Raw genomic sequence first — 26,075 nt, forward strand, 5'->3', positions numbered from 1 at the left:
TTGCCTGCTATTGTTTTTATTTATTATTATTCATCATACATGGAGGAATAACCGTGAAAAATCTCAAAAAGTTGCTCACAGTTTCGATGGCAATTTGCTTAGCTTTGAGTGGGGTGCTAGTAGCTCCGAAAGCACAAGCGGCAGTGAATGATTATGTGACAGTAACGAAGTCAGTCAATCCAACTTCCATAACGACTTTGCAAGAAGCGGAAGTGTCTTTGAATCTTACAGGTACGCCGCCAGCGAATGTAATCGTACCTAATGATGTTGTTCTTATTATCGACAAGTCAGGTAGTATGGCTCCTACATACGGCCCCAACAATGGGGAAGACAAAATGACCAACGCTAAAGAAGCGGCGAAAGGTTTCGTCGATCTTATGGATCTGACTAAACATAGAGTAGCGGTTGTCGATTTCTCTGACAATGCTAAATCATTTCCCTTCACAGTTGATAAAGATGCTGCAAAAACCTATATTAGTGGAATTACTTCCAATGGAGCTACAGCTACAGGGGCAGCAATCGATGCAGCGATCGCATTGTTGGCCGACCATCGCCCAGAAGCTCAGCCAGTAATTGTATTGATGACAGATGGAGCAGCAACAGTAGGGTCACCTACTCCTTTCGAATTCGCGATGCTGAAGGCACAAGCTGCGAAGGATGCAGGGATTATATTCTATACAATCGCTCTTCTGAATCCTAACGAAGATCCTGTTACCAGTAGCCCGAATATTCTTATGACAAATATGGCAACAACTGCAAATCATCATCACTTTGTTCTTGGTTCAACAGGTCTTAGCCAGATTTATGCAGCAATTGTTCAAGAAATCGGACTGGCAAGTGCATATGATGTAACGGTAACGGATATCGTGGATGCTAACTTCGAGATCGTACCAGGATCTTATGACAATAACATTCCTAAGCCGACTGTTGCTGGCAATACATTGACTTGGAAATTCAATGAATTGAAGAACAGTACATTGTCTTTCAAATATAAGATTCGTCCGGTGAACAAGACAAAAGCGGGAACATTCCCAATTTCTACAGCCGCTTCACAAGTTACGTACAAAGATTATGCCGGTGCAGCGCGTAGTAAAACAATCCCGTCTGTTAATCTGATTGTAAAACTTCCGGCTCCGGAAATTACCTCGATTGTTCAACCTTCAGGTCATCCAAACGGTGGGGAGACCGTAACGATTAATGGTAAATACTTTACTTCGGGTGCAACGGTTACATTTGGCACGACGAGTGCAACGAATGTAGTTGTTGTGAGTGACACGCAAATTACGGTCACAGCTCCAAAAGGGGCTCAAGGTACGGTAGATGTGACTGTGAAAAATTCGGATGCCCAGAAAGCGATCGGCCAATATCAATATAAAGCGGATCCTACCATCACTAGTTTGAGCCCAACTAACGGTCCACTTGCGGGTGGAACAATAGTAGCAGTTATGGGGAATTATTTGATGAAGGGACTAAGCGTTAAATTCGGGGATAAGCCTGCTGTGGTTTCGACCTATTCGAATATTACTTATATTAAAGTTACTGCACCGCAAGGCGATGCGCCAGGACCGGTAGACGTAACGTTCACGAATCCAGATGGAACAAGTGTAGTGGTTGCCGGCGGATTTACGTATGACACGCCGATTTCGACTGATCCATCAATTACGTCGATTACTCCGAATTCGGATTTAGTAACGGGTGGAACAATCGTATATGTGGATGGGAAGAACTTTAAGAATGGAATGAAAGTTCAAATTGGCAGCAATGAAGCTACCACTACCTTTGTATCTGCAACTCGTCTTAAGGTGACGATCCCAGCTAGCAGTATAGCTGGCCAAGTAGATGTATCGGTTACTGACTTAAGTGGTAAGCCATACACTTTGCCGAATGCCTTTACTTACAATGCAATTGTTTATCCAACGCCAACCATTACTTCGATCACTCCGAACTCGGGATTACTAGCAGGTGGAGACATTGTTTACGTTGATGGCACAAACTTTGTTACTGGAATCTCTGCTGTAACTATTGGCGGTAAGGACGCAGCGACTACTTTCGTATCCAAAACGAGATTGAAAGTAACTATTCCTGCAGGAGACGCCTTAGGAACTGTGGATGTCAAAGTTGTGAATGATTCTAATGAGGCCACATTAACAAATGGATATGAATATAAGGCGCCTGTTATCATAGCGCCTACAATCACATCGCTTACACCAAACACTGGATTGACTACCGGCGGAGTAATTACTTACATCGATGGGACTAACTTCAAGAATGGTGCGACAGTAAAATTCGGTACGGTATCGGTAAATAGCTCATTTGTAAGTGCTACTCGTCTTAAAGTTACAGTACCTGCAGCGCCAGCTCTTGGTTTTGTCGATGTAACGGTGACGAATCCGGATGGTGGTGAAGGAACTTTGGGGAACGGATTCCAATATACCGTGGTTACTCCTACGATTACAGCTCTAACTCCTAACCATGCGAAAAAAGCAGGTGGAGACATAATCTATGTTGATGGTACAAACTTTGATACAGCCTCGACAGTAACTATAAACGGTGTAGCTGCGACTAGCGTATTCGTTAGTACTACGCGTCTTAAAGTAACGGTACCTGCAAGCCCAACGTTAGGAGATGTAGATCTGGTGGTTACGGTCTCTAGCGGTCTAACGGCCACTACCACTTTGACCTATGATAATGGGCCGCAATTACCGGCACCTAAGCTTACATCCATGACCACGACTTCCGGATCGGCTGCAGGTGGGAACATTATTTATATTGATGGTTCAAACTTTACGAATAAACCATCGGTCTATTTCGGTAGCGTTAAAGTTGCAGTTGCAAACGTCACTTATGTAAGTGCGAGCCGGGTGAAAGTGACTGTACCTGCTGGGGTTTCGGGTCCAGTATTGGTTAAAGTTGTTAATCCAGATGAGCAAGAGAGTAACACATTAACGTATACCTATAATTAATTCCAATCAAAAACACCGCTTGACCTTAGAGGTCAAGCGGTGTTTTTATATTTATCTTAATGTATTGAGAAATCTCTGAGATTTGGATAATGGCTGTACCAAAGATGGAGCAGTTCCTTATCCTCTTCTGAGGAATAGTTTTCTTTTATTCTGCCCAATAGATCTATTGTAGGGTTAGATTCGACGGATGCTTTTATAAATGCATAAGCCTCTTTTGTTTCCCCCATATTCAAATACCATTGTCCTACGGTTCTTAAACCTTCCGTTTCTAGGACCTGGTTGTCCAATAAGAGGCTGTACAAATCAAGAGCCTCGTTAGTCCTCCCGATCCTGTAGAAGGATTCGGCTAGTAAGTTAAGTGTTCGGGAATCGGCCATTCGTTGCAGCAAAGTGAAATAGAGATCGTGGTGCTGAAATTTCCATAAAAATAATAGAGATTGTGCCAATAATTGTTCTTTACCTAAAAGCAATATAGCGTTTTGTTCTCGATTCTGCATAATTAGCATGGCCTGTTCGAATAATTGAAGGCAGATATCGGGTTGGTCTTGAGCGATTTGTGCATAAGCCGCATTGCTGCTTATAAGCGAAACCGCAATGGCAATGTGTGCAGGGAGAGAGGGATAAGTGTCATTCTTTAGAAGCTCGAATCGATTATTCAATAACTCGTACACAACTTCATCTTCGAAAGGCACAGTTATACCAAACCGATCTATGTGATCCCGGTAGAACTGAACGAGAGGACGCTGTCCGGTAAGAAGAGCCATTTTAAACAGAAGCATTGTATTCATAGCAACTGAGCAAGGGTAAATCTGCTCCATAACTTTCGTGATATCTTCTGATGATTCCGAGACTAGAAGATGGTCGATTAATTGTTGTAGTAGCCGATAATTTTTGGGTTGCAATTGGAGTGTCTTGATCCAATAGGAGAATGCATTAGCTAAATCTCCTTTTTTCCTATGAATTTCTCCAAGCATCTGATAGGGAATAATCTTGCCGTATGTGGGTTTGATAACCCAATAAGGGATGCCATTCTTCTCAGCCTTTTCGGCAATCTGAATGCATTTTTTGAACTCGAGTATCGAAGTTTCCCAGAAACCTAAAGTGTCTAATAAAATGGCTTTCAAACAATAATAATCCGCGTGGTTCGGACGGTACTGAATGCCGGACTGAATATGCGTATAGGCCGATTGATAATAACCTTCCTGGATTTCGAGCGTGATGAGGCAATCCAGGAGATGAAAGTACCATTCATCCGCTGGTTTACTGCCTTGATAAGATAATTGGAAGGAAAGAATAGCTTGTTCAGTCTGCTCGGCGGCTAAATATTCATTCCCTAATATAAATTGGAAATAAGGATCATTAGAACGATTAGGTTCTATCGCTTTCAGTATGGTCATATTACGTTCGGATTTATTTTTCTGTTGCATGATTTCACGGGTATAACCGGTATGGAAAATCGTAAACTCCAGCGAAGGTAGATGCAAGGCTCCCTTATTGGATCTTAGTTGCTCGTGTATCGGATTCGCGTATCGGATAGATGGATCATTTCGGAACAATCGTGCTCCGGGCGACTCCGTGATTTTGGTTTCATCTTCACCGTCACCCGTGAAATTCATGATTTTGATCGTAAAACCATTTGTTCTTGGGTCGTTATGCTGATAAAGCATTTGCCGGATTTGCTCGTGATCCGTATTTTGAACATATTCATCCGCATCCAATACAAGAATCCATTTTCCAGTAGCGTATCTTAACGATTCATTGCGCGCGGCGGAGAAATCCTGCTGCCATTCGAAATGATATACCTGATCCGTATATTGATGGGCGATCGATATAGTTCCATCCTCTGATCCTGTGTCCACAACAATGATCTCGTCGACTAGACCTCGAACACTTTCAAGGCAACTGGCAAGCACTTTTTCTTCATTTTTGACGATCATACAAAGCGAAATAAGTTTGGTCATAAATCCTCCAGTTTAATTAACAAGATCTATCCCTTATATCGGTCAATCAATTAGCAGAATCAAGAAGAGTACTTATATATAAATCTGGAAATGGATCCTCTATTAAATAATGAAGGGAAAAAGCCGAAATTTAAAATAGGAATGTAACGCAACCGAAGGAGTAGTTACAATGAAAAAAGGGTTCCAAGTGATGACTCCTCAATATATGCGTCAATTCCAATGTACTGGGAGCGCATGCGAAGATACATGCTGTGGAGGATGGGCGATAAGCGTCGAGAAGGAGGCTTACAAGCGATATCAGAAAGTGAAGGACAAAGAACTACAGATGAGCATCAAGGAGAATATCATTCGGGTAAAGAAAGATGCCACGGAATATTATTATGCGGTAATGAAGCAAAATGAAGAAGGGTATTGCAATTTTTTGACAGTAGAGAAGCTTTGTAGCTTGCAATCGAAACTCGGTGAAGCAGCGCTTTGCCAAACCTGCTCCGAATATCCGAGAGTGTATAATCAGGTCGACGGGAGGATTGAGATCAGCAGCAAGTTGTCGTGTCCCGAAACGGCTAGATTAGCGTTGTTGAACCCGAATCCGATGGAGTTCGATGTCGTCGAGATGGACTTGGACAGAGGAACACTCGCTTCTAATATCGTAAATACAAACAAGGGTGAATTGTCATCTGCGTTCTGGGACATTCGGATATTTGTCATTTCCCTAATTCAGAACCGTTCATATTTATTGAAAGAAAGACTCATGATCCTCGGCTTGTTCTGTTCGAAACTCGATGAATTAATCGGCCACGGCAACTTTTCTTCGATAGGGCCGTTAATTCAACAGTTCAATTTTCAAATCGAACAGAGACTATTCCATAACGTGTTGAACATCCAATCCGACTCGGTACACGTATCCATTAAGTTACTAAAGGAAATGACGGAGTATCGCTCAAGAAGCAAGATGTTTCATGCGAGATACAATACAATCTTTGAACAAACGTTCGAAGGATTGAACCTGCATAACGGTACGGAAGAGGAGATCGTCGGATTATATAAGGATGGGCTCGGCAACGTCTATGAGCCTTTCTTGGAATCACACGGATACATAATGGAGAATTTCGTCGTCAATTACGTTTTTGAAGGAATGTTTCTTTACGAGAAAGAGAAGACCGCCCTTCAACAGTATATCCGGCTGATCTCGATATACTCCACGATAAAGTTCCATATGGTCGGCGTGGGCAAATACAATGGAAACATGACGCCGGAGAATGCGTTGGTTATTATTCAATCCTACTCGAGAACGACCGAGCACAACAGGAAGTTCTTGAATTGGTTGGTCGATAGATTGGAAAAAACCGAAATGAATCTGGTAGCCTTGATGGCGATCATGATTATGAATTGATAGATAGAAGTAAGAAAGTTGGTAAAACGGTTAATGCAGGCGCGACCGCGTCGAACGATCATCCAAGTTGTTGATTACTCGCAAAAACGGTATTGCCATGGACCCTGAAGAAATTCGGGGTTTTTTATGCTTTGCCATCGTCTGATCTTGTGTCCAGTGAAATTAGTTTGGTCATAAATCCTCCAGTCTAATTAACAGATACGATTAGTTGACGAGTTGAGATGGACGATTCAGATATTCGTCTACCATGCTCTTGCTCGCAATATGGATTTGTTGCGATTCTTGCAGTAGTCCTTGATGTTTGAGCAGGATACTCATGTTCATGTTGAATAAGGGACTAAACTCTCGAATACCGCTATTGGATATGTCTTGGTATAGCGGAATGGCGGCATCGTAATGCCCAATCGTAACAAAGTAGTTGGCCGAAAGAAACTTCTTGAACGTCTCGTCTCGGTTAAATTGCACAAGGGCATGCCGAACTTGATCAAATCTTCGTATTCCGTTTAATAATTGTATTCTAATGAGTTCGGCATCTTCTAGATTCAAATAAGCGATTAATTCAGCTTTCATAAGATCATTGAACATTCGTCCATTAAGTGCGAGATCAATAGCTTCTTCCAATCGATCGGTTAATACCAAGCATAAAATAAGGGTTTTTTCCACAAAGAGAGAATTACTATTCTGAACGGCATCCTGAAGGATTGACAAAGCCATATTAGAATCAGTTTCTATGTAAGACAAACCATGTAGTGCGTCTACAATGGGGGCAGAGATTGCATGGTTCTTATTCCAATTAGACTGTATCTGCTGCAACGTATTAATCTTGAGCCCGGATAATTCAGAAGGGTAATCAATGTAATGCATCATCTCGGAAGCGCGAGTAAGCCAAGTGTTGGAACCGATATACCGATCAAGCCGGGAGGGTTCCCACCGTTGTCCAATATTTAAGCGAATTGCTGATTGAAACTGATCAAACGTCGCACAGGGTATCAAATACGGTTCGTCATCGTAGAGCTCTGGGAGTGCTGTAGAAATCACGGGAAGACCGCTGATTGCATATTCGTATTTCTTAATCGGATCACAGTTGATGATTAGATCGATGTCGTCTTTAAAAGGGATGATGCCCAAATCCATATGGATCAAATATTGTTTGATGTCTGAATGCGGTTTGATACCCAGCAAATAAAGGTTTGGAAATGAATGGGTTAAGAGCTGGGGTCTAACTGGCCCGATCACCACGAAAGAAATATCTGGGTTAAATTCTACCAATGCATAGAAGAGGTCTTGGTCGAACCATTTATCAACAGCTCCTACATAACAGACTCTAGGTGAGGGAATAGCCAACAGCTCTTCTGGAATGGGACATTTCTCCTCAAAACTGAAGTCTTTAGGATCAACGGCATTTTTAGATAATATGACCTTATCGATTCCGAGCGATTTGTTGAGATACAGGGAAGTGCTTGTCGTGAGAACTAGATCAGCCCTCTTCATAATATGATTTTCCCACTCAATATCGGCATGAGTGCTCCAATATGAATAATCCAAGTCCGTATGATCATCCACACAGTCATATACGATTTTATAGTTCCCTGTTAGTTCCTGTACGTAATTAATATATCGAGGTAAGTATAATACTAAAATAGATTCGTGCTTCGTAGAGTCAATAAGCGATTGAATGAGGCGCTGGATATCGACTTGAATGTCGGTATCAACCTGTTTTTGAACTTGATAGATCCATAAACCATCTACTTGACGAGCTAAGGTTTTAGATTCGAGATAGGGGGAGGCGAGGTCTGCGGAACTAATAGAATCAATATAATGAACGCTATGATCCAATGATCTTAAAGCTCTCGCCATATGATGTGGCCGTTGCAGAATGTCTCCCCATTTACATGAAGATAGTACAATGATGTTTTTTTGCATGCCGGTACGACCCCTCATTATTTAATAATATGAAGAAAGATATAGAATGGAGAGCTGTCTAAATAATATCAGATACAATAGATTTTTCATAACGGATATTGATTTATTCGGCGGAAATAGAAAGATTATCAACCTCGTGTATCCGCTTACAAAAAATCGTTGACACCAATCTTTACCTAATGTATTATTCGAAGTGTGGACTAGGCACAAATGCTTATGTCTAACGTCATTTGAATATGAAGGGAATGTTTAACACATGCAAGGTAAAGTAAAATGGTTTAACGCGGAAAAAGGTTACGGTTTCATTGAAACAGAGCAAGGTGGCGACGTGTTCGTTCACTTCTCCGCTATTCAAATGGACGGCTACAAAGCTCTTGAAGAAGGCCAAACGGTTGAATTCGATATCGTTCAAGGTGCTAGAGGTCCTCAAGCAGCTAACGTTACAAGAGTGTAATCATATCGACGCATTGTCGTCGAACAATCATACAAGATATGGGTTACATGTGATAATAATTTTCGAACACCCTGGAGAAATCCAGGGTTTTTTTATTTACTGGATATAACTAACAGGGAAAAGTGAGGTGAATGAGATTTATTGAATGGATACATATGCCGATAATGAATAGTGAAGTACCTTGAGTGATTTAGGAGTGATTAAAGGTGGATGCACAAGATCAACTACATGAGTACAAAGAAAAAATAAAGAACGAGATTAAAGGATTAATTAATATAGGGAGCTTTGACCAAGCTAATCTTATCATAGAAGAGTTGGAGAAAATCATTAAAGCGGATTCGGATGTTGCGAATATGAAAGCGATCATTCGATTATTGACGGGGCAGTTTGAAGAAGCGGAAAAAATGTTGTGGGATTGTTTTGCTAGCAACAACCAAAACCCCGATATCTTATATAACTTAGCGTATTTGTATCAGCAATTAGATGAACAGGATTTATCCTACAGATTATATCGTCATGTTCTCCAGTACGCGGAAGATCAAGATTTCAAAATGGAAGTAGAATCGATTATTCAAGATATTAGTTTGCGTTTGCAGGAAGAGCAAAAGAACATTAAAGATTTTATTATCCTATCCAATTGTAACTGGGAGTCTGTTAGCGAGAGGTCAACTCAACTGGCGCGGGCATTAGCTCATTCGGGCTATCGCGTAAGTTATATTAATCGTTCAAGAAATAAAGTGGCTGTGAATAACCCGAATCCACAATTAATCGAACAGGAATCTTATGAAGGTGCAGTCATGGAATGGGGATTCGTCAAAGTGATGACTCCTACGGTTTGGACTTATCTCGACAATGAGATCGCAGTGAATGATAAAGAATGGGTACAAAAGTTAGTTAATGATTCCACGAACGAAGTTGTTATTATTTGTAATACAGCTTCGGATATCAATATAGTTAACGAGATTAAAGGAAACGTTAAGATTGTCTATGAATGCGCGGATGATTCTTTATCGACGTTTAGCGAATGGAAAGACCGGCCAAACAGAAAGTTTGAGTCATTAATGATAAAGAAAGCAGACGCAGTGTTAACTTCGTCCATCGCTCAGTACCTTTCCAAAACTCCAAATCAGGAGAATGTTTATTTAGCGAACGATTATTCTAGTGACCGAGTTAGACTCCTAATGGAGATTCTCTATCGTGAACCGCAACAATACAGTAAAAAGAATATGATAACTCGTTTACAAGCTGATTTTGAAAAAAATCCAGATAGGGAAGAAAGCCCCTTATTATCGCAATATGCTGCAACTTTTGCGGAGACGAATGTTGAGAGGTTTTTAAGTCTTAGCGAGAAAGCTTATCTAGGGTTAAGATCGGAATATACTCTGCAAAATTATGCATATGCTTCCTATCTGAACGGTGAAGTAGCGAAATGTATAGAAAACGTACTTAACGATTCCAATGTGGAAGACGTATTCAAGTCGGAGATTGTATTTCTCAAGAAAAATCACCAGAAGCAAATCAACCAACTACTCACGATTAAATTACTTTATCTCGCTAGAAGATACGATCTTATAACTAACGAAATAGATAAACTCGAAGGTTTAGTCCGGGATGTCGAATATGCCAACTATTACTGCGAGATCGCGGACCTGGCGCAAGCGGAACGCTATTATAAACAGGTGCTGTCCAGTGAAACCTTCTTCAGGGGAAGTCCCCTGCTGAATAGAAATTTGGCGGGTCTCTTTGTTCAAAAGGGAGAGATCGCCGAAGCTCAAAAATATTGGAAACATAAAAATGCATTGATTGAGAATTACATCCCTAGAAAAGATAGAGTAAGCAGAGTTAGATTCAGTATCGTCATCCCGACAAGGAACAGCCATAATACGCTCGAATATACGTTGAGAACCTGTTTGGATCAGCAGTTCGACGATTGTGAGATTATAGTGAGCGATAACAGTAGCAACGAATTAACGAAAGAGATGATCGACCGGCTAGCGGATTCTAGGATTAAATATATAAGACCTAGTCGTGAGCTAGCGATGACCGAGAACTTCAATTTTGCCATATCTCAAGTTTCGGGTGAATACGTCATTGTTTTGGGGTCCGATGATGGCTTGCTGCTACATGCGCTTTCTATGCTCGATTGCCTTCTTGGGACACTCCAAACCAAAGTTTTGCATTGGAACTATTTGAACTATGGTTGGCCGGATGTCACAATGGATGGATTTCAAAACTACCTTGGCATCGTCCCCTTTCATTCAGGAAGAATAGCATTTAGAGAAATGGATTCGATGCAGGTCATTCAAGGAGTAATCGGCTACGCGCTTCCCCATACCGTATTACCGATGTTGTATTGCAATGCTGTCATTCATGCCGACATATTGACCGAAATGGCCGAAATAACAGGGAGCGTATTTAATTGCAGTATTCCCGATGTATACTCGGGGTTTGCCGCTGCCTATTTACAGAAAAAGTATATCTCGGTTAATATCCCGATGAGCATTGGCGGGGCATCGGGCAACAGTAATGGTATTGCTTATCATCACGGGAAGAGCGACCGCAAGTCTAACGAGATCAAAAACGATTTTCTTAGATTGAATAATCAAGCAGGGTTCAAAAGAGAGAATGTCATTCCGAACGTGAAAGCGGTAGAATCCGCGATTGCCGATGCCTTTGTAAATGCTAAGAACCTCTTTTTTTCTGATGACGAGTTCTTGGAGATGGATAGGAAAAAAATGATTCAGAAGTGCGCGGACGGTTTAATCAGAAGCCATAGTACGTTCGAAGATGACCTCAATAAATTGCATGATTCGTTGAACGATAGTCCCGAGCTGCAACAGTGGTTCGACACGACCATTATGAAGCGTAAAGAGACAATAGGTTCTGCTAAACAAGGCGCCTTCGAGTACAGAAGAGGTTTTAATGAAGGGAATCTCCTTTGTTTGAATGCTATGGATTTTGGAGTGACCGATGTTTATGGAGCCGCTCAATTAGTCGGGAAAATAACAGGGGTATGATGTTGCACCTTGGGAGGCGAATGAAATGAAAGCGGTAATTCTAGCTGGGGGATTGGGGACCCGTATTAGCGAGGAGTCCCATACCAAACCAAAGCCCATGATAGAAATCGGCGGAAGGCCGATATTATGGCATATCATGAAAATATATTCCCATTATGGGATTAACGATTTTATTATTTGTCTGGGTTACAAAGGTTACGTCATCAAGGAATTTTTCTCGAATTATTATTTACATACCTCCGACGTCACGTATGATCTATCAACAAATCAAATGGAGATACATCGCAGCAACACGGAACCGTGGAAAATTACGTTAATAGAAACCGGCTATTCCACGATGACCGGTGGACGATTGCAGAAAGCCAGACCTTATGTGGGAGACGAGACCTTTTGCTTAACGTATGGTGACGGCTTAAGCACGGTGAATTTATCTGAATTGTTGGAGTTTCATAGAAGAAACAACAAGTTAGCGACGATAACGGCGGTTAGGCCGCCCGGTCGTTTCGGCGCCATCGATTTTGACAACGAACGCGTGGTAGGATTTAGAGAAAAGCCCGAAGGGGATGGGAATTGGATTAACGGGGGCTTTTTTGTATTAGAACCTGAAGTTTTCGACTACATAGAGGGCGAAGGGACATTGTGGGAACAAGAACCTCTGCAAGAGCTTGCAAAACAAGGGCAATTGTCCGCTTTTTTTCATGAACACTTTTGGCACCCGATGGATACTTTGCGTGACAAGACCAAGCTGGAAGAGTTATGGGAAAGCGGAAACGCACCGTGGAAGGTATGGGAATAAATGTCCAATTTTTGGAGCGATAAGAAAGTGCTGTTGACGGGACATACCGGGTTCAAGGGGAGCTGGTTTACGCTTTGGTTGAAAGAAGCCGGTGCCGAAGTTTTTGGATTCGCTCTGCCACCGGAATCGGAAGCTAATCTGTATACGCAAGCCTCCGTTCACGATGGAATTGTTTCTGAGTTCGGAAACTTAAATGATTATGGGCGACTCAAAGCTTATGTAGATCAGGTAGCCCCCGATATTGTATTTCATATGGCCGCGCAGCCATTGGTGAGATACTCGTATCGTAATCCGGTAGAAACATTCCAAACTAACGTAATGGGAACCGTGCATTTGCTTGAAGCCTTGAGAAGCGTTCCATCCTTGAAAGCGATCGTCAACGTAACCAGCGATAAATGCTATGACATTCATTATAGTTCCCCGCATGGATTTTCGGAAAACGATAGAATGGGAGGGCTAGACCCATACAGTTCAAGCAAAGGCTGTTCCGAGCTAGTTGCGAGCGCTTATAAGCATTCCTTCTATACGAACAGCGGAAAAACCCTATCATCGGTGCGGGCGGGTAATGTCATTGGGGGCGGAGATTGGGCTGAGGATCGAATCATTCCCGACTTAATTCGATCGGTAATCGACCGCAAGCCATTATTGATAAGAAATCCAAATGCGATCCGTCCTTGGCAACATGTACTGGATTGTTTGCGCGGTTATATGAAATTGGCCGAAAAAATGTGGCAGTCGGGAGAGCAATTCGCGGGAGCTTGGAATATCGGTCCCGGGGAAGAGTCGATCGTTTCCGTTGAGCAGTTGGTGGAGAAAGGGAAAACTTATTTTAGCGGACTTCAAGTTGTATTAGAAGCAGCGAAACAGCCTTACGAAACGGAACGGCTAGTGCTGAATTGCACGAAAGCCAACGAGCTCTTAGGGTGGTCTAATCATTTATCAAATATAGAGGCCATAGAGTGGACGATGGAATGGTATAAAGCATATATGAACAAACAAGATATGAGAGAGTTTACGATAGGCCAGATTCGGCAATTTATAGAGCATGCGGGGAGTTAAGAACCAATGAATGTTAATTGCAGATTATGCGGAACGGGATTAGAGCATCTGTTAGTCGATCTTGGCAGCTCTCCTCTTGCGAACTCTTTTGTTAGTCTTGATCGTTTGCGGCAGATGGAGCCGACTTATCCGTTGAAAACCTTTGTCTGCAGCAATTGCTATCTGGCACAAGTAGAAGAATTCGAGTCCCCTCAACATATTTTCACGGATTACGCCTATTTCAGCAGCTATTCGGATACTTGGTTGGAACATTGCAAACGATATGTCGACATGATGATAGACAGGTTCAGTCTAAGTCCAGAGCATGAAGTGATTGAAATTGCCAGTAACGACGGCTATTTGCTTCAGTTTTTTAAAGGCCGTGGCATACCCGTTACCGGAATTGAGCCGGCAGCCAATGTTGCGCAATCGGCATTGGATAAAGGGATCAATACGATAACGGAGTTTTTCGGCACTGAATTAGCGAGAAGGATGATTAAAGAGAATCGGAGGGCAGACATTCTTCTTGGAAATAATGTACTGGCCCATGTACCCGATTTAAATGACTTCGTCGCCGGCATGAAACTTCTCTTGAGCCGAGATGGAATCATAACGATGGAATTCCCGCACCTTCTTCGACTCATTGAGGATGTACAATTCGATACGATCTATCATGAGCATTATTCTTATTTTTCGTTATCTACTGTTTGTATCCTTTTTGAAAAACATGGATTATCGATAGTTGACGTCGAGAAGTTGGATACGCACGGAGGATCTCTTCGGATATTCGCACGCCATATCGAGCGGGAAGACGAAATCTCAAATCGCGTAAAACAGCTTCTAGATGAGGAGCAAGCATACGGAATTAAGAATATGAACGTCTATGATCAATTTCATAATAACGTTCGATCGTTAAAATACGATATTGTGAAATTCCTAACAGAATTAAAGCTTAAGGGTAAAACAATCGTTGGTTACGGTGCTCCCGCCAAAGGGAACACGTTGTTGAATTATTGCGGAATAGATAAGGATTATCTCGATTATACGGTGGATCGTAATCCGCATAAACAGAAGCATTATTTGCCGGGTTCGCGAATTCCAGTAGATCATCCCGAGAAATTGAAAAATACGAGACCGGATTACCTGTTAATATTGCCTTGGAACCTGCGAGAGGAAATTATTTCGCAAACTTCTTTTATCCGCGAGTGGGGCGGGAAATGGGTCGTTCTGGTACCCCGGATCGAGGTGATCGAGTGAGATTCGAGGAGACTCTAATAGAGGGCGCCTATATCATTGACGTCGAGCCGATAGAGGATGAGAGGGGATTTTTTGCGCGAACATACTGTGTGAACGAGTTCTCTTCTCGCTCATTGCATACGACATTCGTACAAAGCAACATTTCGTATAATCGGCAGCGAGGAACCATCAGAGGAATGCATTATCAGGAAGCGCCATTTGAAGAGGTCAAGATCGTCAGTTGCACTCAAGGAAAATTGTTCGATGTCATCATTGACTTGCGGCCTACTTCTACTACATATCTGAAATGGATTTCCGTGGTATTAAGTGCGGCAAATCGACGCATGTTGTATATTCCCGAAGGTTGCGCTCACGGATTTCAAACGCTGGAAAATGATACGCAAGTTTTCTATCAGATGGGCTCGATGCATGAACCTTGCGTCTCAAGAGGTATCCGCTGGAACGATGATCGATTTCATATTGAATGGCCGCTTAAGTGTGAAGTCATTTCAGAGAAAGATACTAGTTATAAGGATTATCAACCATGAAAAAAGTATTGATTACGGGAGCGAGCGGTTTTGTCGGGAAGCATGTCGTCGATGAACTTATCTTGAACGGCTACGAGGTTCATGCTATAAGCAGACAGGATCATCCCGATACCGAAGGAACGAAGTGGCATAAATGCGATTTGTTTAGCGAACGGCAAGTCAAAGACTTATTGCAGCTTATTCGACCGGAATATTTAATGCACTTGGCCTGGGAAGCGACCCCCGGACAATACATGCGCTCATTAGAAAATTATAGATGGGTTCAAGCCTCGCTTGCTTTATTACGAATATTTCATCAAATCGGCGGGCAAAGAGCTTTGATCGCGGGAAGTTGCGCAGAGTATAAGTGGAACGGTGGAAGTCTGGAGGAATACTCTTCCGATTTAACGTATGATTCCCCTTACGCAGCATGCAAAAACTACATGAGAGACTTATCTTTTCACTATGCACAACAAACATCGATGAGTCTTGCATGGGGCAGATTGTTCTTTTTGTATGGTCCGCATGAACCGAAGAATAGGCTTGTACCTATGGTCATCAGCTCACTGCTTAACGAAGAGGATGCAAAATGCACGGAGGGCAAGCACCGCAGGGATTTTTTGTTTGTAGCTGACGCGGCGGCAGCTCTCGTAGCGATATTAAGGAGTAATCAGAACGGCGTATTTAATATTGCATCCGGAGATGCGGTAGAAGTGAGAAGCATCATTAATGATATTAGTCATCGATTGGGTAAAGCGAATCTGGTTCGATTTGGCGCGATTGCAAACCCGAACGAAGCGGATCAAGTTCAAGCCGATGTCACGCGATTACGATCTTTGGGATGGACTCCTAAAGTTGGGATTGGAGAAGGTCTAGATCGCACGATCCAGTGGTGGAGACAATGCTTGCAGAACAGGAGACAAGAGAGGAAGATTGAAGATGAAGTATGAGATCGATACGGAGAAGAACACGATTACCTTTTCACTGGACAATGGAGAATCAAAGACGGAATCTTTATATTCAAGGAAAGGATTTGAAGCGATATCCGATCTTTGGGTTAAAGTTGGTTGGAATGAAAAGTATGTATATACCTTCAGTTGGATGGGAAGGCCGATTATTCAACTTCCGGAAGATATGTTGCGGATACAAGAAGTCATATACCGTACGAAGCCGGATGTGATCATAGAAACGGGGGTAGCCCATGGCGGTTCTTTGGTCTACTACGCGAGTTTGTGCAAACTTAACGGAAAAGGGAGAGTCATCGGCGTTGATCTGGAAATACGTCCGCATAATAGAAAAGCGATAGAAGAACATGAATTGTTCCCCTACATCGAGCTAATTGAAGGGAATTCGGTAGCCGATGATATCGTAGACCAGGTTAAGCGGCAAATAAAGCCAAATGAATCTGTTCTAGTCCTATTAGATTCCAATCATTCAAGAGAGCACGTGCTTAAGGAATTAGAAGCTTATCAGGCCTTTGTAACGTTGGGCTCTTATATTGTGGCAACGGATGGAGTCATGCAGGATTTGTATGATGTGCCTCGTGGGCGAACAGAGTGGAAAGATGATAATCCTGTCGAAGCCGTTGCGGATTTTCTTGAGAAAAACTCTGATTTCGTTCTGGAAGTACCGCAGATCCCTTTTAACGAAAGCGAATTGCGAAATAACATTACGCATTGGCCGAACGCATGGCTAAAGCGAATTAAAGTAACGGAATGACCATAAGATTACAATGGCCAACGGATAAGTACGCCGTTGGCTTATGTTTAAAGAATAACCTTTTAGGGTGATTTTTTTACTACAAATTTATATGTTACAACTCTATGAATTAAATTATCTAAAAATTCAAAATTATTTGCGGAATGTTTTGAAACGGTCGCCTAGGATGTGTTATTATAGAGTCATGCAAAGGAGGAGTGCCCCATGAAATACAACATTCGTGGTCAACGTATGGAAGTGACAGATGCTTTGCGTGAGTACGTTGAGAAGAAACTGAGTCGCCTGGAGCGGTATTTTGAAGCACCTCCCCAATCCGATGTAAACGTAACCCTAAGTGTCACGAAAGGCCAACAGGCCGTCGAGGTTACGATCCCTCTTCCAGGTGCGTTACTTCGCGCCGAAGAGAAGAGAGAGGACATGTATGCATCCATTGACTTCGTAGTGGACAAACTCGAAAGGCAAATTCGCAAACACAAAACGAAAATCAATCGCAATTTCCGCGAAGCCGGATCGGCTAGAGCCCTCTTTAAGGAAGACTTCGGCAACGGAAATAGCGTGACGACTCTTACTAGAGATGAAGAAGACGATTTAGAGCTCGTTCGTACGAAGCGCTTTAACCTGAAACCTATGAACGTTGAAGAAGCGATTCTTCAGATGAACCTAGTCGGGCATAACTTCTATGTTTTCGCTAACACGGAGACTAAGGATGTAAGCGTCGTATATCGTCGGAATGACGGAAAGTATGGATTGATCGAATCCGCTGAATAAATAATAAATCCTAAGCCTCGGCGCGTTGCTGCCGGGGCTTTTTTGATACTATCGGGTATAAAGACATAAGTTTTTCGATCTTTTGATAGTATTTTGTTGCACTTTCATGATTTCCAGCTACCCTTCCTTGCCCCAATTTCTCCAAACTGATAAAATGAGAAGATGTTGTTAGACCCGCGAGAGAGAGGGGTACATCCTAAATGTTGGGACTTGTCAAAAAAATATTCGGAGATGCCAATGAACGTGAGGTGAAACGCCTCCTCAAAACCGTTGACCAGATTAACGGTCTGGAGTCGACTATCGCCCAACTAAGCGATGATCAGCTTCGCGAGAAGACGGAAGAATTCCGTGGCCGCATCGCCAAAGGCGAGTCCTTGGATGACATTCTTCCAGAGGCATTCGCAGTCGTAAGGGAAGCGTCCAAGCGCGTGCTGAACATGCGCCACTTTGACGTACAGTTAATCGGAGGTATGGTGCTGCATCAAGGCAAGATTGCCGAGATGAGAACCGGTGAAGGGAAGACGCTCGTCGGAACTTTGGCCGTGTACCTGAATGCTTTGCAAGGCGAAGGCGTGCACGTCATTACGGTTAATGACTACTTGGCGCAACGCGATAGTGCACTCATGGGACAAATTTATTCCTTCTTAGGCATGACCGTCGGTTGTAACCTGCATGGCCTTTCCCATGAAGAGAAGCAAGCTGCTTATGCTTGCGATATCACTTATGGTACGAACAACGAATTCGGGTTCGATTATTTGCGCGACAACATGGTGTTGTATAAGGAACAGATGGTTCAGCGTCCGCTCCACTACTCCATCATCGATGAAGTGGACTCCATCCTTGTCGACGAAGCGCGGACCCCGTTAATTATATCCGGGCAAGCTCAGAAATCGACGGAATTATATTACGCAGCCGATCGCTTAGTTAGCCGATTGACTGATACCGAAGATTTCACCGTAGATATCAAAATGCGCAGCGTTGCTCTTACCGAAGCAGGTGTAACTAAGGTAGAGCGTGCATTGAATATCGAAAACTTATTTGCTCATGAGCACGTGACGATGAATCATCACGTAAACCAAGCATTACGAGCTCGATTTATTATGAAACGCGACGTCGATTACGTCGTTCAAGAAGACGAAGTCGTCATTGTCGACGAATTTACCGGACGTCTTATGGCCGGTCGTCGCTATAGCGAAGGTCTTCACCAAGCCATCGAAGCCAAGGAAGAGCTCGAGGTACAGAACGAGAGTATGACTCTGGCGACGATTACGTTCCAGAACTACTTCCGGATGTATCAGAAGCTAGCCGGGATGACCGGTACAGCTAAGACGGAGGAAGAAGAATTCAAACGCATTTACGGACTGGAAGTCGTTCAAGTTCCGACGAACCGTCCGAACATTCGTCAAGATATTCCGGATGTCGTCTATAAATCCGAGAACGGCAAGTACCGTGCGGTCGTAGAAGAGATCGTTCGCCGTCATGCAACTGGACAACCTGTGCTTGTCGGTACCGTCTCCATCGAGAACTCCGAACGCATTTCGGAGATGCTTAAGAAAAAAGGCGTTAAGCATCAAGTGTTGAACGCCAAGTACCATGCAGAAGAGGCGGAAATTATCTCTAGTGCAGGTCAACACAGTGCCGTTACGATCGCAACCAACATGGCGGGACGCGGAACGGATATCTTGCTTGGAGATGGCGTAGCGGATATTGGCGGTCTTCATATTATGGGTACAGAGCGCCATGAGTCCCGTCGAATCGATAACCAACTGCGGGGTCGTGCCGGTCGTCAAGGGGATCCGGGCTCGTCGCAATTTTACTTGTCCATGCAGGATGAGCTTATGCGCCGATTCGGAGCGGATAATATTATGGGGATGATGGAGCGTCTAGGATTCGACGAGGATTCTCCGATCGAGAGCCGCCTGATCTCCCGTGCAATCGAATCTGCGCAGAAGCGCGTAGAAGGCAGCAACTTCGATACCCGCCGGATCGTTCTGCAATACGATGACGTTATCAATCTTCAGCGGGAGAAAATCTATGGAGATCGTCGGGCGATTCTAAATTCCGACAATATCCGCGAGATTGTTACCGCAATGGTTAGATCCGTTATCGGGCGTGCAGTCGATACTTACTGCTCGGATACGGACGTTCCTGAGGATTGGGACATGGACGGCCTAGTCGCCTATGCGCATCAGCATTTCTTGCCGGAAGATCGTGTAACCAAAGAAGATTTTTGGGGCAAGGAAAAGGAAGAGCTTATAGAGTATCTCAACGAGAGCGTTGAGAAGTTATATGACGAGCGCGAAGAGTTGCTCACCATCGAAACGATGCGCGAGTTCGAGAAAGTCGTCGTTCTTCGTGCCGTGGATAGCAAATGGATGGATCATATCGACTCGATGGATCATCTGCGCCAGGGGATTCACTTACGCGCTTATGGCGGTAACGATCCGCTTCGCGAATATCAATTCGAAGGACACAATATGTTCCTCGCTATGATCGAGCGTATCGAAGAAGAGATCACGACGTATATCATGAAGGCGCAAGTCCATACGCCGCCTAAACGGGAAGCCGTTGCCGAGGGCCAAGCCGTCGACACGAAGGCGGAAGAAGGTCCCAAAAAGCCTAAAACCCGCGATGCAAGCGCAGTAGGACGCAATGATCCATGCCCATGCGGAAGCGGTAAGAAATACAAATTGTGTCACGGGCGCATAGACTAACTAGGGATGCCATTCCTAAAGCCTTTGCACAAGATTTTATGAGGTGATTTCAACATGTTCGAGCTAGACGTATCCGTTAAGCAAGACCTTCGTGGAAACGCGAAGCGACTTCAGCAACTCAGGGGGTCTCTTTGACTTAGATCTGAAGAAAGAACAGATCGAGAACTACGAAGTCAAAATGAGCGATCCGAACTTCTGGGACGACAATGAGAAGGCTCAAGCCGTTATCGGAGAGATGAACGCGATCAAGGCGGTCGTCGACCAATTCGAGGGCTTGGCGAACGAGTGCCAAGACTTGATGGATATGCTTGAGATTCTCGAAGAAGAGTCGGACGAATCGATGGCTACCGAATGGGCGGAGAGCGTCAAGGGTTTAACCGGCAAGGTAGATTCTTTCGAGCTTCAATTGCTGCTTAACCAACCATACGACAAGCTGGATGCCATTCTAGAGCTCCATCCTGGAGCTGGTGGAACCGAATCGCAGGATTGGGCCCAAATGCTCTATCGGATGTATACGAGATGGGCCGAGAAGCGCGGCTTCAAGGTCGAGTTGCTTGACTATCTTCCAGGCGACGAAGCGGGTATCAAAAGCGTGACGATCCTTGTTAAAGGACACAACGCTTACGGTTACCTTAAAGCGGAGAAGGGCGTTCACAGACTCGTTCGGATTTCTCCATTCGATGCATCAGGCAGAAGACATACCTCATTCGTTTCGTGTGACGTTGTTCCGGAAATTAACGACGATATTCAGATCGAAATCCGTCCCGAGGATTTGCGAGTCGATACGTACCGCGCAAGCGGAGCGGGTGGACAGCATATCAACAAGACGGATTCGGCCATCCGAATTACTCACTTGCCGACGGGGATTGTCGTAGCGTGCCAGACGCAGCGTTCCCAGATTCAGAACCGTGACAAGGCGATGAAGATGCTCCAGTCCAAGCTCTACGAGCTGAAGATCCAGGAGCAACAGAAGGAATTGGCCGAAGTGCGGGGAGAACAGATGGATATAGCATGGGGCAGCCAGATTCGCTCTTACGTCTTCCATCCATACAGCATGGTCAAGGATCACCGTACTTCCGTGGAGACTGGTAACATAGGGGCGGTTATGGACGGAGACTTGGATTCCTTCATTGATGGATATTTGCGTAATCAAATTAAGCAAGAAGTACAATAACAGCATCAAAGCCACAGGGGATTACTCCTGTGGCTTATCTTTTTGAATGGAACTAACCGGAACGGTAATTCTAACACGTAACGCCACACTACTCGTGATAGGAAGAGGAACATCCATGTCTACTAACGATAATCAAACTCGATCCATCCCTACGATACCCAACCGAAGAACGACTCCCCGATTCTCGTCACGAACGAGAACGGTTTTTAGTTATGCACTCATGCTCCTTGGTACTTTCTTCGTAGCGGCCAGCTTTAATTTGTTCCTGTTGCCCAATCAAATCGCTTCCGGAGGAGTATCGGGAATTTCCGTTATTCTCGACACGCTTGCGGACATTAACCCGGCACTTACTCAATGGGCGCTTAATATTCCCTTCTTCATTGCTGGGGTAGTCGTTATGGGTAGGCAATATGCGCTTAAGACGGCGATCGGTTCCGTCGTGCTTCCGTTGTTTGTCTTGCTGACTTCACATTGGACGCCGCCCACTCATGATCCTCTTCTCGGTGCTTTATACGGCGGTCTGGGCGTCGGTCTAGGCCTTGGGCTTGTATTCCGGGGGAGAGGTTCGACCGGCGGTTTGTCCGTGGCGGCGCAGATTCTCCATCGTCTGCTCGGAATCCGTCTGGGACTCGCCGTCGCTGTGATGGACGGGCTTGTCATCATTTGCGCGGGACTATTCATTTCTCTAGAGAATGCTCTCTATGCGCTGATCGGCTTATTCGCTACAAGCAAAACAATCGATCTCATTCAGACCGGCTTCGAGAACTCCAAGGCGGCATTTATTATTTCTAAGCATCCGGATTTGGTATCCCATGCGATTCTGCATGAATTGGACCGGGGGCTGACAAAGCTCCAAGGGTTCGGCGGATATACGGGGGACGAGCGTCCGGTGTTGCTTGCCGTAGTCGGGCAGAACGAGGTGGTAAGGCTTAAGCTGCTTGTTCGGGATGTGGGCCCGGATGCTTTCGTTATCATTACAGATGCGGCTGAAGTGTTAGGAGAAGGGTTCCATGATGAGAGGCAATCCTAATGAAAATTCGGCAAGTAGTCAATCTAACCATTGAATAAATAATACACCGGATGTATAATAATACATATTTCTAATCTCGGACGCTTCGTTACCGGCTTATCCTTTGCGGATAAGGACTTGACCATAATCCATTCTTTCATTCAGGGTCGTTATTAGGTACAATGAGGATGGTTTTGCCAAAAGCATGGTTATGGCAAATGAACGTTATGCATGGGGGAGTTATTATGAATTCAACATCAATCCGCGCGGCAATCGTCGGTTCTACCGGCTATGGCGGCGTCGAACTCATTCGTTTACTGCAATCTCATCCGAAGGTGACCGTTACGTCGGTCATTTCCTCTTCCAGCGCGGGAACGCCGATTGCCGAAGGTTTCCCTCATTTAACGGAAATCCGTACGGATCTTCTTGATGGAATCGACATCGATGTAATCCGTTCCAAGGCGGATGTCGTATTCTTGGCGACCCCGCATGGCATTAGCATGAAGCTCGCGCCGCAGTTTCTGGAAGCGGGACTGAAGGTCATCGATCTGTCCGGCGATTTCCGCCTGAAATCGGGCGATGTGTATAAACAGTGGTACAAACACGAGCCGGCAGATGAGTCGCTTGTCGCACGAGCCGTATACGGTCTTGCCGAAGTATATGGCGAGCAAGTGTCGAGCTCCGATTTCATTTCCAATCCTGGCTGTTTCACGACTTCCGCATTGCTCGGCTTGTATCCGGCCGTGAAGGCTGGCTGGATTAATCCGGACAGCATCATCATCGATGCCAAATCCGGCGTGTCCGGGGCGGGGCGGGGATTGAACCTTAGCGCTCATTATTCGGAGATTAACGAAAACTTCAAAGCTTATAAATTAAATAAGCATCAACATACGCCTGAAATCGAGCAAGTACTGTCCGAAGCGGCGGGACGTCCCGTTATTACGACGTTCACGACGCATCTCGTTCCAATGACAAGGGGCATTATGTGTACGATGTATGCCACTCTTACGGAACAACGCGTAAGCTCGGAGTTCGTAGAGTTGTACCGTCAATTCTACGAGGGCCGCAAATTCGTCCGCGTGCGTCCGAATGGCAGCTGGCCTGCGACGAAGGAAGTATTCGGCACTAATTATTGCGATATCGGCTTCTCCGTAGATGAGAGAACCGGACGCATCACTATCATTTCGGTAATCGATAACTTGGTTAAAGGCGCTGCCGGCCAAGCCATTCAAAACTTAAACCTGTTGATGAACTGGGACGAGACGCTCGGCCTTCAGTTCACGCCGGTATATCCATAATTCGCGGACGAGAGGAACGGACGAACAATCATGGGAGAACAGAGTTATTCGATCGTAGAGGGCGGTGGCGTTACGACGCCTAAAGGCTTTAAGGCCGGAGGCCTGCATTGCGGTTTGAAAAAAACGGATAGGCACGATCTAGGAGTTATTGTGTGCGAGGTCCCTGCTGCTGCGGCTGCCGTATATACGACGAATTTATTTCAAGCGGCACCGCTTCAGGTGACGCGGGAAGCTTTGGGCGAGGGAGGCGTGCTGCGCGCGGTAATCGTGAATAGCGGCAACGCTAATGCGTGTACGGGTGCGCAAGGAGAAGCGGACGCACGGGCGATGCAGGCAAACGCGGCAGAAGCTCTCGGAGTAAGCAAGGATCAGGTGGCAGTGGCTTCTACGGGTGTCATCGGAGAACTCCTTAAGATGGACCGCGTCAATTCAGGCATCGAGAAATTGCCTGCTAAGCTGCGCGGCGACGTACAAGGGTCAGACGATTTCTGCCAAGCGATACTGACGACGGATCTCGTTAAGAAAGTAAGCTGCGTAACCTTGACCGCGGACGGACGGCAGGTCACGATCGCGGGTGCGGCCAAAGGCTCTGGGATGATTCATCCGAACATGGCAACGATGCTTGGCTTCGTGACTACGGATGCTCGCATTGGGGCGCCGTTACTGCAAGAGGTATTGCGCGAAGTCACGAACCTTAGCTTTAACATGATTACCGTCGATGGCGATACGAGCACGAATGATATGCTGGTGGCGATGGCGAGCGGCTTGGCGGAAAATTCGGAGCTAACGCGCAACCATCCCGATTTCGGCGCTTTCGTGGACGGCTTGCGCTTCGTGTGCGCAGAGCTGGCAAAAGCGATTGCGCGCGATGGCGAAGGCGCGACGAAGCTGATCGAGACGACCGTCGTCGGCGCTTCCAGCGACGAAGCGGCGCAAGCGATCGCGAAGACGATCATCGGTTCCAGCTTGGTGAAGTCGGCCGTATTCGGCGCGGACGCCAACTGGGGACGTATTATCGCCGCGGTTGGTCGGGCAGGTCAACCGGTTAACGTGGGGACAGTAGACATCCGTCTTGGGGACATTGTTGTGCTGGAGCAATCTCGGCCGGTTCCTTTCGACGAAGAGATAGCATTAGAGTACTTAAAAGGCGATACCGTCGGCATCAACGTGAACCTGAAGATGGGCAGCGGGCAAGCGATGGCGTGGGGCTGTGATCTTACGTACGATTACGTGCGAATCAATGCCGCATATCGGACGTAAGGAGCGGATATTCATGAGTACACAACGTTTTGTAATGAAATGCGGCGGCAGTACGTTAGCAGCGCTTCCGGATGCCTTTTTCGAGGATTTACGGGATTTGCAAGCTAGCGGAACCCAACCCGTCATCGTACATGGCGGCGGTCCGGCTATTAATGAGACGCTCGGCAAGCTTGGCATCGAAAGCCGATTCGTCAGCGGTCTTCGCGTAACGGATGAAGCGACGTTAGACGTCGTCGAGATGGTGCTTGCCGGTCGTATCAACAAGGAAATCGTACGCAAGCTGCAACAGAACGGAGCCAAGTCTATCGGTCTTTCCGGTACGGACGGCAAGCTGATCGAAGCCAAACCGGTCGCGAATGCTAATGAAGTCGGTCTTGTCGGGGATGTAACCGGAGTGAACGCTGCTTTGGTGGAAGGCATTATCGAGCTAGGTTATTTACCCGTAATCGCGCCTATCGGAATCGATGGAGCGGGTCAACGGTACAACATCAACGCGGATACGGCGGCGGGCGCGGTAGCTTCGGAGCTAGGCGTGGATACGATGATCGTCGTGACGGACGTTCCGGGAATCATGCGTACGGTGAACGGCGAGAAAGTCGTGCTTCCTCAAGTTACTTTTGCGGATATCGAAGAAATGATTCGAACCGAAGAAATATACGGCGGCATGATTCCTAAAGTAAGGGCAGCGATGAGCTGCCTGCACGGCAACGTGAAGGAAGTGCTGATCGTAGACGGCTCCGCGGAGCGCGTGCTCAGTCGAGCGGTAAGAGACGGCAATATCGGAACGCGGATCGTAAGATCGTAAAGCGAATCGGGTATAAAAAG

19 protein-coding genes are annotated in these 26,075 nt (G+C 45.2%); 17 read left to right on the forward strand and 2 right to left on the reverse strand.

Going from position 1 to position 26,075, the window contains the following annotated elements:
- The first annotated feature begins 53 nt into the window (after window positions 1-53).
- Entirely contained in the window at window positions 54-2,963 is a 2,910-nt protein-coding gene (locus L3D05_RS09945; RefSeq protein WP_239615877.1) for an IPT/TIG domain-containing protein, read from the forward strand.
- A 56-nt stretch (window positions 2,964-3,019) separates the two neighbouring features.
- On the opposite strand, the gene L3D05_RS09950 is transcribed toward L3D05_RS09945, so the two are convergent.
- Window positions 3,020-4,924, reverse strand: a complete 1,905-nt coding sequence (locus tag L3D05_RS09950) for a glycosyltransferase family 2 protein (protein ID WP_239615878.1) — start codon at window positions 4,922-4,924, stop codon at window positions 3,020-3,022.
- 169 nt (window positions 4,925-5,093) lie between these two features.
- Between L3D05_RS09950 and fliB the strand changes: the two genes are divergently transcribed.
- Window positions 5,094-6,317, forward strand: coding sequence for a flagellin lysine-N-methylase (fliB, locus tag L3D05_RS09955; RefSeq protein WP_239615879.1), 1,224 nt, complete (start codon window positions 5,094-5,096; stop codon window positions 6,315-6,317).
- A gap of 204 nt (window positions 6,318-6,521) precedes the next feature.
- Here fliB and L3D05_RS09960 read toward each other — a convergent pair whose 3' ends face one another.
- Window positions 6,522-8,240 (reverse strand): glycosyltransferase family protein, encoded by a 1,719-nt coding sequence (locus L3D05_RS09960; protein ID WP_239615880.1) that lies wholly within the window; start codon window positions 8,238-8,240, stop codon window positions 6,522-6,524.
- Between the two features lie 256 nt (window positions 8,241-8,496).
- On the opposite strand from L3D05_RS09960, the gene L3D05_RS09965 reads away from it, so the two are divergent.
- The 15 genes from L3D05_RS09965 (at window position 8,497) to argB (ending at window position 26,055) form a co-directional block, all read left to right on the forward strand.
- Window positions 8,497-8,694: a cold shock domain-containing protein gene (locus L3D05_RS09965; protein WP_115993872.1), complete on the forward strand. Its 198-nt coding sequence runs from the start codon at window positions 8,497-8,499 to the stop codon at window positions 8,692-8,694.
- Window positions 8,695-8,900: 206 nt separating this feature from the next.
- Window positions 8,901-11,711, forward strand: a complete 2,811-nt coding sequence (locus L3D05_RS26710; RefSeq protein WP_239615881.1) for a glycosyltransferase — start codon at window positions 8,901-8,903, stop codon at window positions 11,709-11,711.
- Window positions 11,712-11,736: 25 nt separating this feature from the next.
- On the forward strand, window positions 11,737-12,507 hold the full coding sequence (gene rfbF, locus L3D05_RS09975; protein ID WP_239615882.1) for a glucose-1-phosphate cytidylyltransferase: 771 nt from the start codon (window positions 11,737-11,739) through the stop codon (window positions 12,505-12,507).
- On the forward strand, window positions 12,508-13,566 hold the full coding sequence (gene rfbG, locus L3D05_RS09980) for a CDP-glucose 4,6-dehydratase (protein ID WP_239615883.1): 1,059 nt from the start codon (window positions 12,508-12,510) through the stop codon (window positions 13,564-13,566).
- A 6-nt stretch (window positions 13,567-13,572) separates the two neighbouring features.
- Window positions 13,573-14,802, forward strand: a complete 1,230-nt coding sequence (locus L3D05_RS09985) for a class I SAM-dependent methyltransferase (protein ID WP_239615884.1) — start codon at window positions 13,573-13,575, stop codon at window positions 14,800-14,802.
- A complete protein-coding gene (rfbC, locus tag L3D05_RS09990; protein ID WP_239615885.1) occupies window positions 14,763-15,329 on the forward strand; it encodes a dTDP-4-dehydrorhamnose 3,5-epimerase in 567 nt (188 codons plus the stop codon). The genes L3D05_RS09985 and rfbC overlap by 40 nt, the downstream gene beginning before the upstream one ends.
- Window positions 15,326-16,258 carry an NAD-dependent epimerase/dehydratase family protein gene (locus L3D05_RS09995; protein ID WP_239615886.1) on the forward strand — a complete coding sequence of 311 codons (933 nt, stop codon included), beginning with the start codon at window positions 15,326-15,328 and terminating at the stop codon, window positions 16,256-16,258. Before rfbC ends, L3D05_RS09995 begins: the two co-directional genes overlap by 4 nt.
- On the forward strand, window positions 16,248-17,027 hold the full coding sequence (locus tag L3D05_RS10000) for a cephalosporin hydroxylase family protein (protein WP_239615887.1): 780 nt from the start codon (window positions 16,248-16,250) through the stop codon (window positions 17,025-17,027). Before L3D05_RS09995 ends, L3D05_RS10000 begins: the two co-directional genes overlap by 11 nt.
- Window positions 17,028-17,231: 204 nt before the next feature.
- Window positions 17,232-17,795 carry a ribosome hibernation-promoting factor, HPF/YfiA family gene (gene hpf, locus L3D05_RS10005; protein WP_239615888.1) on the forward strand — a complete coding sequence of 188 codons (564 nt, stop codon included), beginning with the start codon at window positions 17,232-17,234 and terminating at the stop codon, window positions 17,793-17,795.
- A 200-nt stretch (window positions 17,796-17,995) separates the two neighbouring features.
- The gene (gene secA / locus L3D05_RS10010; RefSeq protein ID WP_239615889.1) at window positions 17,996-20,509 is read left to right on the forward strand and encodes a preprotein translocase subunit SecA; all 2,514 of its coding nucleotides are present in this window, start codon (window positions 17,996-17,998) and stop codon (window positions 20,507-20,509) included.
- A 54-nt stretch (window positions 20,510-20,563) separates the two neighbouring features.
- Window positions 20,564-21,683 (forward strand): peptide chain release factor 2 gene (gene prfB / locus L3D05_RS10015; protein ID WP_239615890.1). Its coding sequence is split into 2 segments (ribosomal slippage): window positions 20,564-20,641 and window positions 20,643-21,683, totalling 1,119 coding nucleotides; the frame shifts between segments, so codons are not numbered across the junction.
- A 115-nt stretch (window positions 21,684-21,798) separates the two neighbouring features.
- On the forward strand, window positions 21,799-22,713 hold the full coding sequence (locus L3D05_RS10020; protein ID WP_239615891.1) for a YitT family protein: 915 nt from the start codon (window positions 21,799-21,801) through the stop codon (window positions 22,711-22,713).
- 224 nt (window positions 22,714-22,937) lie between these two features.
- Window positions 22,938-23,990 (forward strand): N-acetyl-gamma-glutamyl-phosphate reductase, encoded by a 1,053-nt coding sequence (gene argC / locus L3D05_RS10025; protein WP_239615892.1) that lies wholly within the window; start codon window positions 22,938-22,940, stop codon window positions 23,988-23,990.
- Window positions 23,991-24,020: 30 nt separating this feature from the next.
- The gene (gene argJ, locus L3D05_RS10030) at window positions 24,021-25,250 is read left to right on the forward strand and encodes a bifunctional glutamate N-acetyltransferase/amino-acid acetyltransferase ArgJ (protein WP_255807423.1); all 1,230 of its coding nucleotides are present in this window, start codon (window positions 24,021-24,023) and stop codon (window positions 25,248-25,250) included.
- Window positions 25,251-25,263: 13 nt separating this feature from the next.
- Window positions 25,264-26,055: an acetylglutamate kinase gene (argB, locus tag L3D05_RS10035; protein WP_239615893.1), complete on the forward strand. Its 792-nt coding sequence runs from the start codon at window positions 25,264-25,266 to the stop codon at window positions 26,053-26,055.
- The last annotated feature ends 20 nt before the right edge of the window (window positions 26,056-26,075 follow it).

Source organism: Cohnella mopanensis (assembly GCF_022352055.1).
Classification (GTDB): domain Bacteria; phylum Bacillota; class Bacilli; order Paenibacillales; family Paenibacillaceae; genus Cohnella; species Cohnella mopanensis.